The organism is Brevundimonas sp. AJA228-03 (genome assembly GCF_017795885.1).
Classification (GTDB): Bacteria; Pseudomonadota; Alphaproteobacteria; order Caulobacterales; family Caulobacteraceae; genus Brevundimonas.
Genome location: NZ_CP059297.1, coordinates 1,105,454 through 1,118,674 on the forward strand (window position 1 = coordinate 1,105,454; position 13,221 = coordinate 1,118,674).

The 13,221-nt window shown below is 66.1% G+C and carries 11 protein-coding genes; 7 read left to right on the forward strand and 4 right to left on the reverse strand.

What is annotated here, in order from left to right:
- Positions 1 to 8 precede the first annotated feature (8 nt).
- From ccoO to ccoS, 7 genes are read left to right on the forward strand one after another with little or no spacing between them, the layout of a single operon-like run.
- Positions 9 to 746 (forward strand): cytochrome-c oxidase, cbb3-type subunit II, encoded by a 738-nt coding sequence (gene ccoO / locus HZ989_RS05430; RefSeq protein ID WP_209322610.1) that lies wholly within the window; start codon positions 9 to 11, stop codon positions 744 to 746.
- Positions 743 to 916, forward strand: a complete 174-nt coding sequence (locus HZ989_RS05435) for a cbb3-type cytochrome c oxidase subunit 3 (RefSeq protein ID WP_209322611.1) — start codon at positions 743 to 745, stop codon at positions 914 to 916. The genes ccoO and HZ989_RS05435 overlap by 4 nt, the downstream gene beginning before the upstream one ends.
- The gene (ccoP, locus tag HZ989_RS05440) at positions 909 to 1,811 is read left to right on the forward strand and encodes a cytochrome-c oxidase, cbb3-type subunit III (protein ID WP_209322612.1); all 903 of its coding nucleotides are present in this window, start codon (positions 909 to 911) and stop codon (positions 1,809 to 1,811) included. Before HZ989_RS05435 ends, ccoP begins: the two co-directional genes overlap by 8 nt.
- On the forward strand, positions 1,808 to 3,340 hold the full coding sequence (gene ccoG / locus HZ989_RS05445; RefSeq protein WP_209322613.1) for a cytochrome c oxidase accessory protein CcoG: 1,533 nt from the start codon (positions 1,808 to 1,810) through the stop codon (positions 3,338 to 3,340). The genes ccoP and ccoG overlap by 4 nt, the downstream gene beginning before the upstream one ends.
- On the forward strand, positions 3,337 to 3,825 hold the full coding sequence (locus tag HZ989_RS05450; protein WP_209322614.1) for a FixH family protein: 489 nt from the start codon (positions 3,337 to 3,339) through the stop codon (positions 3,823 to 3,825). The genes ccoG and HZ989_RS05450 overlap by 4 nt, the downstream gene beginning before the upstream one ends.
- The gene (locus HZ989_RS05455) at positions 3,822 to 5,990 is read left to right on the forward strand and encodes a heavy metal translocating P-type ATPase (RefSeq protein ID WP_209323049.1); all 2,169 of its coding nucleotides are present in this window, start codon (positions 3,822 to 3,824) and stop codon (positions 5,988 to 5,990) included. Before HZ989_RS05450 ends, HZ989_RS05455 begins: the two co-directional genes overlap by 4 nt.
- Positions 5,991 to 6,022: 32 nt before the next feature.
- The gene (gene ccoS / locus HZ989_RS05460; RefSeq protein WP_245162511.1) at positions 6,023 to 6,256 is read left to right on the forward strand and encodes a cbb3-type cytochrome oxidase assembly protein CcoS; all 234 of its coding nucleotides are present in this window, start codon (positions 6,023 to 6,025) and stop codon (positions 6,254 to 6,256) included.
- 91 nt (positions 6,257 to 6,347) lie between these two features.
- On the opposite strand, the gene HZ989_RS05465 is transcribed toward ccoS, so the two are convergent.
- The 4 genes from HZ989_RS05465 to HZ989_RS05480 all read right to left on the reverse strand — a co-directional run bounded on the left by HZ989_RS05465 (position 6,348) and on the right by HZ989_RS05480 (position 12,986).
- Positions 6,348 to 7,721: a DUF4861 family protein gene (locus tag HZ989_RS05465; protein ID WP_209322616.1), complete on the reverse strand. Its 1,374-nt coding sequence runs from the start codon at positions 7,719 to 7,721 to the stop codon at positions 6,348 to 6,350.
- Positions 7,722 to 7,874: 153 nt separating this feature from the next.
- The gene (locus HZ989_RS05470) at positions 7,875 to 8,060 is read right to left on the reverse strand and encodes a hypothetical protein (protein WP_209322617.1); all 186 of its coding nucleotides are present in this window, start codon (positions 8,058 to 8,060) and stop codon (positions 7,875 to 7,877) included.
- 57 nt (positions 8,061 to 8,117) lie between these two features.
- Entirely contained in the window at positions 8,118 to 10,004 is a 1,887-nt protein-coding gene (locus HZ989_RS05475) for a hypothetical protein (RefSeq protein ID WP_209322618.1), read from the reverse strand.
- A gap of 129 nt (positions 10,005 to 10,133) precedes the next feature.
- Complete coding sequence (locus tag HZ989_RS05480) at positions 10,134 to 12,986, reverse strand: TonB-dependent receptor (protein WP_209322619.1); 2,853 nt, start codon at positions 12,984 to 12,986, stop codon at positions 10,134 to 10,136.
- Positions 12,987 to 13,221: the final 235 nt, after the last annotated feature.

Below are 13,221 nucleotides of genomic sequence, written 5' to 3' on the forward strand. Positions count from 1 at the left end.
GGATCGCCATGTGGAAGAAACACGGACCGCTTGAGCGGCACTCTCTGTTGCTGATCCTCGGCATCGTCATCGTCGTCTCGATCGGTGGCATCGTCGAGATCGCGCCGCTGTTCTGGGTCGAGAGCACGATCGAGGAGGTCGAGGGCGTTCGCCCCTATACCCCGCTCGAATTGGCGGGTCGCGACATCTACATTGCCGAGGGCTGCTACAGCTGCCACTCCCAGATGATCCGGCCCCTGCGCGATGAGGTCGAACGCTACGGCCACTACAGTCTCGCCGCCGAGAGCATGTATGACCATCCGTTCCAGTGGGGCTCCAAGCGCACCGGGCCGGACCTGGCACGGGTCGGCGGCAAATACTCCAACGAGTGGCACCGCCAGCACCTCGGCGATCCGCGCTCGGTGGTGCCCGAGTCCAACATGCCTCCCTACGCCTTCCTGGCCGACAAGGATCTGGATCTGCACGCCATTCGCGCCAAGCTGGCGACGATGCGGACGGTGGGCGTGCCCTATACCGACGACGAGATCGAGAACGCCGAGGCCGACGCCCGGGCCCAGGTCGATCCCTACGCCAGCGAAACCTCCGCCCTGCGGGGCCGATACGGCCCCCGTATCATCCAGGGCGACTTCGACGGCGATCCGGCGCGTCTGACCAGGATGGACGCCCTGATCGCCTATCTTCAGCAACTCGGCACGATGGTCGATTTCCGCACCTATCAGGCCGAAGATCCGGACAATATGCGATGAGCGGCCTGGACTACGAGACCGTGGCCCGCTTCGCCCAGCAGGGCGGGCTGGTCTACTTCGGCGCGATCTTCTTTGCCGGCCTCGCCTATGCGCTCTGGCCCCGTAATGGCGAGGCCTTCCGCCGCCTCGCCCAACTCCCGCTCGAGAAGGACGAGGGCGACCATGTCTGACCGCGAGCGCGACGACCACACCGGCATCGAGACGACCGGCCACGAATGGGACGGCATCAAGGAGCTGGACAGCCCGCTGCCGCGCTGGTGGCTGTGGATCTTCTACGGCTGCATTGCCTTCGCCGTGGTCTACTGGATCCTGATGCCGGCCTGGCCGGGGCTTCATGGCTACACGCCGGGGCTGCTGAAGCAGTCCGCCCGGGCCGATGTGGTGAAGGAGCTGAACGCCCTTCAGATCCAGCGCGGGCAGAGCGACGCCATACTGGCCTCGGCCTCCCTTCAGCAGATCGAGGCGGACCCTGCGATGCAGGCCCATGCCCTGGCCGTCGGCCAGTCGGTGTTCGGCGACAACTGTGCCAGCTGCCACGGCGCGGGCGGCGGGGGTGCCAAGGGCTATCCCAACCTGCGCGACGACGTCTGGCTCTGGGGGGGCTCGCTTGAGGAGATCGAGCATACGCTGCGGGTCGGCGTCCGCTCCAGTCACCCTGAGACGCGGATGTCGATGATGCCGGCCTTCGGTCGCGACGGCCTGTTGACCGGAGCCCAGATCGGCGATCTGACCGAGTATGTGATCGCCCTGTCCGGCCGCGAGGCTGATCGGGCCGCCGTCGCCCGTGCCACGCCCCTGTTCGCCGCCAACTGTGCCGCCTGCCACATGCCCACGGGCACGGGGTCGCGCGAGTTCGGTGCGCCCAATCTGACCGATCGGGAATGGCTGAACGGCTCCGACCGGGCTGCCATCTCCGGCCAGCTTCAGAACGGCCGCAACGGGGTGATGCCGATGTGGGGCAATCGCTTCTCGCCGGCGGTGATCAAGGCCCTGGCGGTCTACATCCATGTCAACGCCGGCGGCGGCGAGCCCTCGGTCGCGAAGGTCGAAGCCCCCGCGCCATGACCATCATCATCGACCGGACCCGCGAGCGCGCGCCGACGACGGGTCCGGTTTCCGTCGCCGAACGCCAGCGCGAGAAGGCGCGCCCCGCGGGCCTCTACAAGGCCAGGACGCCGATCTATTCCAAACTCGTCCACGGCCCGTGGCGCTGGCTGAAATGGGCGCTGCTGATCGTCATGCTGGCGATCTACTACATCACGCCGTGGATTCGGTGGGAGCGCCCGGGGGCCCTGCCGGACCAGGCGGTGCTCGTCGACTTCGATGGCGGCCGGTTCTATTTCTTCATGATCCAGCTGTGGCCGCAGGAGGTGTATTTCATCACCGGGCTGCTGGTGATGGCGGCGCTCGCCCTGTTCCTGGTGACCGCCCTGTTCGGCCGACTGTGGTGTGGCTACGCCTGCCCGCAGACCGTCTGGACCGACCTTTACATCCATATAGAGCGGTTGTTCGAGGGCGACCGGAACGCGCGCATGCGGCTGGACGCTGCGCCCATGTCCTTCGACAAGCTGTGGCGCAAGGTCGGCAAGCATGCGGTCTGGATCGGAGTCGCCTTCGGGACCGGCGGGGCCTGGATCTTCTATTTCCACGATGCGCCGGACCTGATCCGGACCTTCTGGGTCGGGACCGCGCCGATGACCGCCTATGTGTCGTGCGCCATCCTGACCTTCACCACCTATGTCTTCGCCGGCCACATGCGCGAACAGGTCTGCACCTATATGTGCCCCTGGCCGCGCATCCAGGGGGCCATGCTCGACGACCAGTCATTCCAGGTCACCTATCGCTACGACCGGGGCGAACCTCGCGGCCCGCACAAGAAGACCGAAACCTGGACCGGGCGGGGCGACTGCATCGACTGCAACCAGTGCGTGGTCGCCTGTCCCATGGGCATCGACATCCGCAAGGGCGCACAGCTGGAGTGCATCAACTGCGGCCTGTGCATCGACGCCTGCGACGAGATCATGGACCGGGTCGAACGCCCGCGCGGCCTGATCGCCTATGACACCGATGCGGCCGTCGCTGCACGCTGTGAGGGCCGCAAGCCGCAACACAGGCTGATCCGTCCGCGCACCCTGTACTATGCCGGGGCCCTTGTGCTGGTCAGCGGCCTGATGATCCAGGGCTTCCGCACGCGGGAGGCCATTGGGGCCCACGCCCTGAGAGACCGCAACCCGGCCTATGTCCAGCTGCAGGATGGCGCGGTGCGCAACGGCTATACCCTGAAGCTCGCCAACCACGGCTTCGAGACGGCAACGGTCCAGATTCGCTATGCGGGGGTCCCTGGCGCGGTCCTGACCGATCCCGGCCACCCCGGCTCCGGCCCCCTGGTGGTGGACCTGGCCCCCAATGTCGTGACGTCGCTGCGTCTGTTCGTCACCGTCCCGGCCGCCGCTGCGGACGCCAGGGCCGGGGAGGGGGGCGAGGACGACGATGACGACGATGACGAGGGCCAGGACGCGTCCTTCCAGATCATTTCCGGCGGCGACACCAAGGTCGTCAGGACCGCCTTCGACTACGGAAACCACGACCGATGATGATCCCCGCCGCCCTGTCCCGACCCCCGTTCACGATCAAGGGCTGGCATGTCGCCGCCGGGGTCGTGGCCTTCTTTGCCGTGGTCGTGACCGTGGACATGAGCTTTCTCGTCATCGCCTACCGGACCCACCCTGGCCAGGTCGAGGCCAAACCCTACGAAACCGGATTGATCTACAACGCCGAGCTTGAACGGCTGCGCGTCCAGGACGCCCTGGGTTGGCGGGCGGGCGCAAGGGCCACGCCAGCGGGTCTCGAAGTCCTGCTGGAGGACCGGGACGGCGCACCGCTGGCTGATCTGACAGCGTCCGCACTGCTCCAGCGGCCGGCCACAGAACAGGGCCGTGCCCAGGTCCGGCTGACCCAGATCGAGCCCGGTCGGTATCAGGCCGCCCTTGCCCTCACAGGGGTCTGGGATGTGCGCATCGATGCGACCGACGGCACCGGGCGGCGGATCGTCGCCGAAAGGAGACTGACATGGCCATGACCCTGGATGCCGCCATCGGACGCGACATGTCGGCCTTTGTCCGACGGCGGGAGGACGGCCGCGACAGGCTTGATCTCCTGGTCACGGGCGCGCGATGCGCTGGCTGCATCTCGAAGATCGAAGGCGAGGTCTCGGCCCTGCCCGGCGTCCTGTCCGCCCGCCTCAATCTCTCGACCGGCCGACTGGCCATCGAGGTGTCCGCCGGGGCGATCGATCCGGGCCGCGTCATCGGGACCCTCGCCAGCCTGGGCTATCCCGCCACGCCGTACGATCCGGGCGCTGCCCTGCAACAGCGCGATCGCGAGGGACGCAAGCTGATCCTGGCCCTCGCCGTCGCCGGTTTCGGGGCGATGAACGCCATGATGTTCTCGGTGCCCCTCTGGGCCGGTCTTTTCGACCAGGAACTGGGCCCGGCGACCCGGACGATGATGATGTGGATGTCGGCGGCGGTGGGCGCACCCTGCGCGATCTTCGCCGGAATGACCTTCTTTGAGTCCGCCTGGAGGTCGCTGAGGGCCGGCCGTGCGAACATGGATGTGCCGATCTCGGTCGGCGTCATCCTGACCCTGGCCATCAGTTTTTCGGAGACGATCCTGAATGGACGCGACGCCTATTTTGACGCCGCGGTCTCCCTGCTGTTCCTGCTGCTCATCGGGCGCTGGCTCGATCATCGGTTGAAGGCCAGCGCACGCAGCGCCGCCGGGGATCTTCTGGCCCTGCAGGCACCGACCGTCTGCCTCGTGGATGGGGCCGGTCGTGAACGGTCGATCCCGCTGGGCGATGTCGCGTCCGGTGATCGCATCCGGGTCCGGCCCGGCGACCGGATCCCGGTCGACGCCATTCTGGAGGACGGCGAGGCCTTGCTGGACAACAGCCTGCTGACCGGGGAGAGCGCGCCGGAACGGGTCGCGCGGGGCCAGCTCTGCCGGGCCGGGGCGGTCAATCTGGCCGGCCTGCTGACCCTCCGCGCCGAGGCCGGGTCCGAGGACTCGACCCTGGCGGAAATCGCCCGGCTGATCGACGCCGGGGCGCAGTCCCGGTCGCGCTATGTGCGTCTCGCCGATCGCGCGGCGGCGCTCTATGTCCCGGTGGTCCACGCCGCAGCCTTGCTGACCTTCGCCGGCGGCTGGGCCTTGGGACTCGACCCGCGCGAGGCGCTGATCCGCGCTGTCGCCGTCCTGATCGTCACCTGCCCCTGCGCCCTCGGGCTGGCGGTTCCGGCCGTTCAGATCGTGGCCTCCGCCCGGCTGTTTCGCCGGGGCGTCCTGGTCAAATCCGGCGCCGCCCTGGAGCGGCTGGCCGAGGTCGATCACGTCGTCTTCGACAAGACCGGCGTCGTCACCGAGGGTCGGCCCGTCCTGATCGAAACACCCCGGTGTGTGGTGGCCATGGCGGCACCCCTGGCCCGGGCCTCGAACCATCCGATGGCGCGCGCCGTCGCCCGTGTCGCGGGTGACGGGCCGGTTGCAACGGACGTGATCGAGCACGTCGGCCTCGGCGTCGAAGGTCTGATCGATGGTCGGCGCGCCCGTCTGGGCCGGTCGGCCTTCGTCGGCGTTCCGACCCTGAGCGGGTCCGAGACGGAACTCTGGTTCGGCTTCGAGGACGGGCCCAAGGTGCGACTGCGCTTCTCCGACACGCCGCGGCCGGACGCGGCGCAGACAGTGGCGGCCCTGCTGGCCCGTGGACTGACCGTCGAGATCCTGTCCGGCGATCAGGCGGGCGTGGTCGAAGCGGTGGCACACAGCGTCGGCATCAAGGCCTGGAGATCCGGGCTTCTGCCCGAGGACAAGGCCGAGGCCGTCGACCGTCTTGCCGCCGCCGGGCGAAAGGTTCTGATGGTCGGAGACGGCCTCAACGACGCCGCGGCCCTCGCGCGCGCTCACGCCGCGATCGCCCCGGGATCGGCGATCGAGGCCAGCCAGAACGCCGCCGATCTGGTCCTGACCCAGGACCGGTTGATGGCGGTCGTCGAAGCACTGGACGTCGCCCGTTCATCGCGTCGGCGCGCGCTGGAAAACTTCGGGTTTGCCGCGCTCTACAACCTGGTCGCCGCACCTGCCGCCATGATCGGTCTGGTGAACCCGTTCGTCGCAGCCCTGGCGATGTCAGGGTCGTCGCTGGTCGTCACCCTGAACGCGCTCAGGCTGCGCGCCGCCCGATGAACATCCTTCTCATTCTCGCGCCGTTTTCGGTCATGCTCGGTCTTGTTGCGGTGGTGGCATTCGTCTGGACGCTTCGCTCGGGCCAGTACGACGACGTGAAGGGTGCCGCCGAACGGATACTCATCGACGAACCGAATCCGATCGCGTCTCCACGTCCCGGTCCGGCGTCGGCGGGACATGGAGGCGGCGATGACGGCGCTGACGCCTCGAAACAGGCCGAACGCCGGGATTGTCGTCGAAGGCGGTTCGGGAGCGCGCCGAGATGAGTCCGGAGGCTTCGACGCGTGGAGTCAGGACGAGACCGCCAACCCCGAACGGTGGCGGTGGTGCGATGGTCCGCCAGCCTCGGCGGTGCCGTCACGGTGCCTCTGAAGTTCGTATCTCGGAGCTGATCGATACAAAGACCACGGGGGCGTTGTATTCGCCTGCAACAGTGCGGACATAGTCGGCGAACGCACTTGCGGTCCGCCGGTTCGGGCCTTCACTCCATCCGGCGGCCAGAAGATAATCGAACCGGCCGTCGGCGGTCATCGGCATGCTCATGACGTGATTGCCTTCGTCCTGTGGCGCGAAGGCGTAGGTCGGCGAAAGCCGATCGGGCACCACCAGGGCCGTCCCGGCGTAGGCGACCGTCATGTCGGGCTGAACCTGTTCCAGATCATCGGGATTGCGGATCACCTCAGGCGCTGCGGAGACCACCAGTCCGCCCTCCTGCACATAGGTGTCCTCGTTCAGATGCTTGCGGATACCGACCACAAACCGTGGGGCGGGGCCTGCAGGGTCGATCTGGCGAAGGGCGACCCGGGCGGTCGAATAATCCTGCCCGGCATAGCTGCTATAGACCTGGTCCAGCTCATAGGAGCCGTGAGGTGTGTTCCAGTTCATCGTACGGATCCGGACCATGCTGCGGACCGGTCCATTGGCCAGAACGGTGAAGGCGTATCGCGGCGACGACACTGGGCCGCCGTTGAAGTTGCCTTCCGAGCCGGGCCCGAAGCGGGGGCGGGTGATGACCTCGGGGTGCGCCGGATCCTCGATCAGGCCGATTCCGCCGCCGCCGAACGACGACGCGACCCTCATGATGTCCGATCCCAGTCCCGGGTCGATCAGAGAGACGGCATAACCATCGAGGTTCTCCATATACAGGCGCTGGCTCATCAATTGCGGCGTGCGCTTGGCGTAGACGTCGATGTCGGTCGGATACCAGAGCTTCCAGCCGAAGGTCTCGCTCTCCCAGAACGGAACCGTGTGGCGCATGTAGCTGCCGGTCGCGGCATGGGTCCGGTGGGCGGCCCATCCCCGTTCCTGGGTTCCGAGATAGACATAGACGGTCTTTGTCTCGCCGGGAGCAAAGTCGGCCATGAAGAACAGTTCGTCCCACAGCCCGTCCTGGTCCAGATCGTCGAACTGGTAGGGAAAGGCATGGCCATTGGTTTCGGCCAGTTGGCCGTGAGCCCCCTCAAGCGCGCGTTGACGGGCGGACGGTTCCGCGTTCGGGACGCCCTTCGGATCCACCAGGGTCATCTGGAGCTCGTGGATATCCTGAAGCGGCCCCAGATCGGATCTCTGGATGATCACCGGGCTGTTGGTTCGCGCGACGTCGAGGGGATTTCGGACCTGGATCGCGACCCGCCGTACGGGCTCGAACGTCCCTTGCGTGTACCACGCGCCGTCGGCCTGCGCAGGATCGGCGGCGAGGCCGAGGAAAACCGCAATGAATGAGCCGATCATCTGTGCCCCCCAGGATAGCCGATCAGCCGGCCAATACTGCTGATTCAAGGTCCGGTCGATATGCCCGTCGGCCGATGCTGTCGAAGCGACGCTAACACATCTCCACGCGACACAGTCAGGGCAGGGGGCGTGAGGGCCATGTCCCACTGATCTTCACGTCGACCCCGACGATATGCCCCGCCAGGAGGTGAAGACCCGCTTCCTGCGGATCTCGGCGGCGAACATCGGACCGAACCGGATCCACCGGGGGCGCACCGTCTGGTAACAGATGTCGATGCCGCGCTTGGCCAGCAGAGTCTCGACGTGCCATAGCGCTGCCGGGTGCTTCACGAACATCATCACTACGGTCCGGATCACCTCAGGGGAACTGACCTGCCACCCTTCAGTTGCGCGCCGTCAGTGCCCCGCGTCAGCGTAGGTCATGCGCCATCCAAGGTTGATCGGCACGTGCGCCGGGCGGCCGTTCGAATGGCAGTGGACGACACTCGCGAACCTGCCCGTCGGGCTGGCATGGACGGGCTGCACTGGAAGGGTCTCGCAGGTCTCCAGCCCGGTCACGCGAAGACTCTGCAGGCTTTCGCCGACGTACTGGATGGTCCAGCCATCGCCGTCGCGCGTCATCCCGGATATCGGCTGGTACCCCGCGAACTCGAAATCAAGGTCGAGCGGGCCGAGCGCGGTGGAGGGCGTGTATAGATCGGTTCGCTCTATTGCACCGGGGGTGAAGCGATAGGTGGTTTCGGCGCGTATGCGGTCGTCCGGGCGCGGGGCGGCCTCTCCCATCCGGTCCATCGCCGGCTGGTCCATCTGAAACAGAACCGCGTCGCCGGTCTCGGTCATGACCACATTGCGATGATAGGCCAGGGGCTGCAGCACCGTGCCGTCGTCAAGGGTGACGCGCGTGATCAGCTGGGGGAAATCCGCGTCAGGCGAGCCGGCGACAAGCCCCGGCGAGTAGGGAATCGGGAAATAGGGATTGTTCATGTGCTGGCCCGCCCCCCCGTTGATCACGGGAAGGCCGAACAGCCGGGTACCATCGACGACCGTCAGCAGGGCCCGATCCTGCTCGCCGCGGTCGAACCAGGTCAGGGTCGCCCGGGGCCGGGAAGCGCGCCAGGCGGCCAGGTCGGCCGTGGGGATCCTGTCCCTGTATCCCAGCCGATTCCATAGCGCATTGGTGTAGACGTGCTGTCGCGCGAGGCTGAGGTTCTCGCCGAGGATCCGGTGCCTGGCACGATAGGCATCGGTGCGCCGTCCCTTGTCCCACAGGTTCACCGAGCCGGTGTCCGGGTCCACCCAGAAGTCCATGTAGCGGGCGGTGATGGCGCAGGAGAAGGCATAGGCGACGTCCATCTCCTCGGGCGTCAGTAAGCCGAGCACGGCGGCGGCGGTCAGCACCTCCAGCATGGCCGTTTCCCCGTAGGCCCCGATCGAGCGGCCGTACTCGAAACCGTCCCCAGCGGGACCGGCACGGAGAAGAATGAGTTCGGCGGAATGGCGGAGCCAGGCCTTGACCTGTTCGGGCGGCTCGCGACCGACATCGATGAACCTCTGGGCGATCTCACCGATCAGAAGCACGCTGTAGCGGTCGAAGCGACCCTGCCCATCCGTCTCGTCCGCGAAGCCGAAATCCGAATAGGTGGCATAGTGATCAAGGGTTTTGGCCAGGAGGGCGTCGGCGGCGGCGGCATCTTCCCAGCCGAGCAGGTTCCGCAACTGGGCCACGCTGTAGGCGACACCATAGTAGTTGTTGGGCAGGTTGATCAGGGTCAGGTCGGCTTCCCGGACGAAGCTGCGCCAGTCCAGCTGGGTCCTCAGCCGTGCCAGAATTCCGGGATCGACAGCGGCCTCGAGCAGGCCGGCCTTCTGCAGCCGGTGCAGGGCGAGTAGAGAATAGTAGATGCCCCATTCCGTGTTGACGTCGTCCACGGTCATGGCCGTGATGTCCCGGAAACCGCGGATATAGACGGCGCGCCGGGGATCGTCCGCCGGAGTCTCCAGGATCAGATTGGCCATGCCGACGGCGATCTTGCCGGGCAGGAATTTGTCCGTCGTCCCGAAGACCCGCTGTCCGTCGATCACCATGTCGCGCCGCTCGGTCATCAGCCGGACCAGCAGTGCCTCGACCTGGGGGTTGAGCCGTTCCGTCACGGTCCGGTTCATCGGGACGGGCGGCACCGGGACGGGCGCTGCCTGGACGGCCGGTGGCGTCGCGCACCCGACGGCAAGCGCCGCGACCATCGCGACGCAGGCGGGTCGAAGGCCGGTAGTGATGCCGCTCACGCGCGTCCCCTTCTTTGGCCGAATGGCGTCGTAAAAAGATGCCGGCACCGTGGCCCTGACCACATGGGTGCCGGTTTAGTCACTTCAGGGAAGAGAGTGCAGGATGAGGAGGTGAGCGGCGTAGACGGGTCAGTACCGGTAGCGAACCCCGAACACGAACTCGCGGCCGGTGTGTTCGTAGTTCAGGTTGTTCTTGCGTCGGCTGTTGATCCACCGTTCGTCATACTGGTCGGTCAGGTTGATCCCCTCGAACGAGACGGTCAGGCTGTCTCCGATGTCATAGGACATGGACATGTCGATGTTGGTCGACTCGGCCTTGCCTTCGACGTCGTTGCTGTTGGCCCCGGGAACGCGGATCAGATACTCGTCACGATAGGTGGCCGAGACCCGCGCCTCGAACGGTCCCTTCTCGTAGTAGAGCGTGCCGCTCCATGAGGAGGGCGACTGACCGACGATGGGTTGCCGGGTCGTGGTGCCCAGGGTCGGGCTGACGATATATTCGACCTCGGATTCGACCTTGGTGTAGTTGAACAGGCCGCCCAGGCCCCGGAACGTCTCGGGCAGGAAGTTGAACGGCGTCTGCAGCGTGATCTCGAACCCGTCCAGATCCCCGCCCGGCGTGTTACGGCTGGACGTGAAGATGACGTCCGACGAGGGCAGGACGCCTGCCGGAAGGATGTCGTTCGGGAAACCCGTCTCCGAGAAGGGCAGGCGTTCACGCACGGTCTGGACGAAGGAATCGATGGACTTGTGGAACAGGGCGAAGCTGAACAGGGCCTCGTCGTAGGGATACCATTCCACGCTCAGATCGTAGTTGGTGGCGCGGATGGGGTCCAGGAACGGGTTGCCGACGGTCAGGGTGACGTCCGCCACGCCCTGGGCGACCGTACCACCCGGGGTGAGCTGGTTGAGGGCTGGTCGCGCCATGACCTTGGCGGCGGCGAAGCGCACAATCAGATCGCTGACCGGCTCGATGGAGACGTTCAGAGCAGGCAGGGTGTCTTCGTAGGTGTTGGTCAGGTTGAGGGTGCGGGTCCCCAGCAGACCGGTCGCATTCACTTCCGTCTCGACATAGCGGACGCCAAGATTGCCCCGGACCGGCATGTCCATCAGCGAGGTCTGGAAGTCGGCCTGCAGGAAGATGCCTTTCGATGTCTCGTTCACGGCCCGCGTTTCACCCGCGAACGGGGTCACCCGGAAGTCACCGAAATCATTGACGCAATTGCAGCTGAAACCGATCAGCGCATCGAGTTTGGCAATGTCCGGGATGACCCAGCTCGCGGGCGTGGAGCCAGGCAGGGTCAGGGATCCCCGGTTCAGGCTGGTGACGCGGGTCGAATACTGGTCGATCGTGACCCCGCGGGCCGCCAGGAGCGCAAGGGCGGTCGCCGGGACGGCCTCGACCGCCTTGCGATTCTCGACCACCGAGAAGCCGAACTCCTTCTGCGAGGCTCCGGCACGGAAGGTCAGGCTGTCGTTGAAGTCCCAGGTGAACTCGGCCTCGATCGTGTCGTAGGTGTTCTCTGTCTTGTTCGGACGCAGACGGATGATCGAGGCGTCGCCCAGCGTGGCCGAAGGGCTGAGCGCCCAGTTGGCCGGGTTGGTGACATCGAAGCCGTAGTTGAAGGCCGGGACGTTCTTGTTGCCCGAATAGTCGTAGCTGTAGCCGTCGACGTCATAGCGATCGAACGAGACCGTCGTCTGCTGGGGGTTGGACCCGATGGCTTCGGAGCTGCCGACCAGCCCGCGGAACCGGAAAGTATCGGTGAATTCGTGGGTCAGGGTCAGGGCGTTCTGGGTGAACTCCGTCGACAGGACGTCGATGCGCTGTTCGGTGCGGGCGTCGACGTCGTCGAAGGTCGCGCTGATCAGGGTCGCGTTGTTGTCGATGACGCCGCGGACCAGATCCATGGCCCGGAAGCCCTGGACGCCGGCTTCACGCGCGGGGCTGATGATCTCCAGGAACTCCTCGTTCCGGGTCTGGTCCAGCTTGGCGTAGAGCGAGTCGAACGTCAGTCGCGTTCGGTCGGTCACATCGAACTGGATGGACCCGGTGACGCCCAGGCGCTCGCGATCGTAGGTGATGCGGCCGTAGCGCGGAATGCGCGGATGGGCCGCCAGATGGGCCGCTGCCTGGGCCGCGAGACCCGTCAGCGTACGGCCGTCGGCGGTCGTGATCGTTCCGACCGACTGGTAGCAGCGCGTGGAGTTGACGTAGGAGGTGATGACCCCGGCCACCGTGGTGGGCACGCAGCCGTCGTCGGCAGGGACCCGGAAGCCGACCGAGCTGGAGCCGTCCTCGAAGGTTTCGCGCTTGCTGTAGGCGGCGGAGACCAGCGCACCCAGACGGCCATCCAGCCAGCGATTGCTGATCAGCGCGGTTGCGCGGGGGCCTGTGTTCTCCGACAGGTCGTTGTAGGTGGCCTGGGTTCCGGCGGCGAAGGTGAAGCCCGAATAGTCGAACGGGCGGGCCGTCTGCAGATCGACGGTGGCCCCCAGCGAACCCTCATTGACCGAGGCTTCCTGCGATTTGCGCACGGTGATGCTGTTGAACAGCTCCGAGGCGAAGACATTGAAGTCGAAACCCCGGTTGCGGTTGGCGCGCCCCTGGTCGCGGCCGCCGGTGGTCGCCAGGGCTTCGAGGCCATTCAGACGAACCCGGACGAAGTCGGAGCTCAAACCCCGGACGTTGATCGAGCGGCCCTCGCCGCCGTCACGATCGATCTGCACCCCGGGAACGCGCTGAAGCGATTCGGCGAGATTGAGGTCGGGGAAGTCGGCGATATCCTCCGCACTGATGGAGTCGACGATCGAATTCTCGTTGCGCTTCACATCGATCGCGGCCTGCAGCGACCGACGGAAGCCGGTGACGACCACCTCATCGACCATTGTTTCCTGTGGCGTGGGTGGTGTCTGGGCCAACGCGCTCGTCGCCATGGCACCCATTGCGACGGTGCCGAACAGAATGGATCGCAGAATCATCGTTTTCTCTCCCCCTGACCGTCTGCTTCTTGGTGAAGCTTTTTCGGTTCAATCCCTCATTGATACCGGTGTCATTCAGCTCGTCAAGTGCTGCCTATGTCATTGTTCGGGCAACAACGAGATGCCGACACCAATGAGTGATGGTGTAGATCGTCCGGACACGCTTCTGTGGACCTTAGGTGTAAACGTCAGCTCGATGCGGTCCCGCCAGACCCGCGCGGCCCCATAGCCGGTG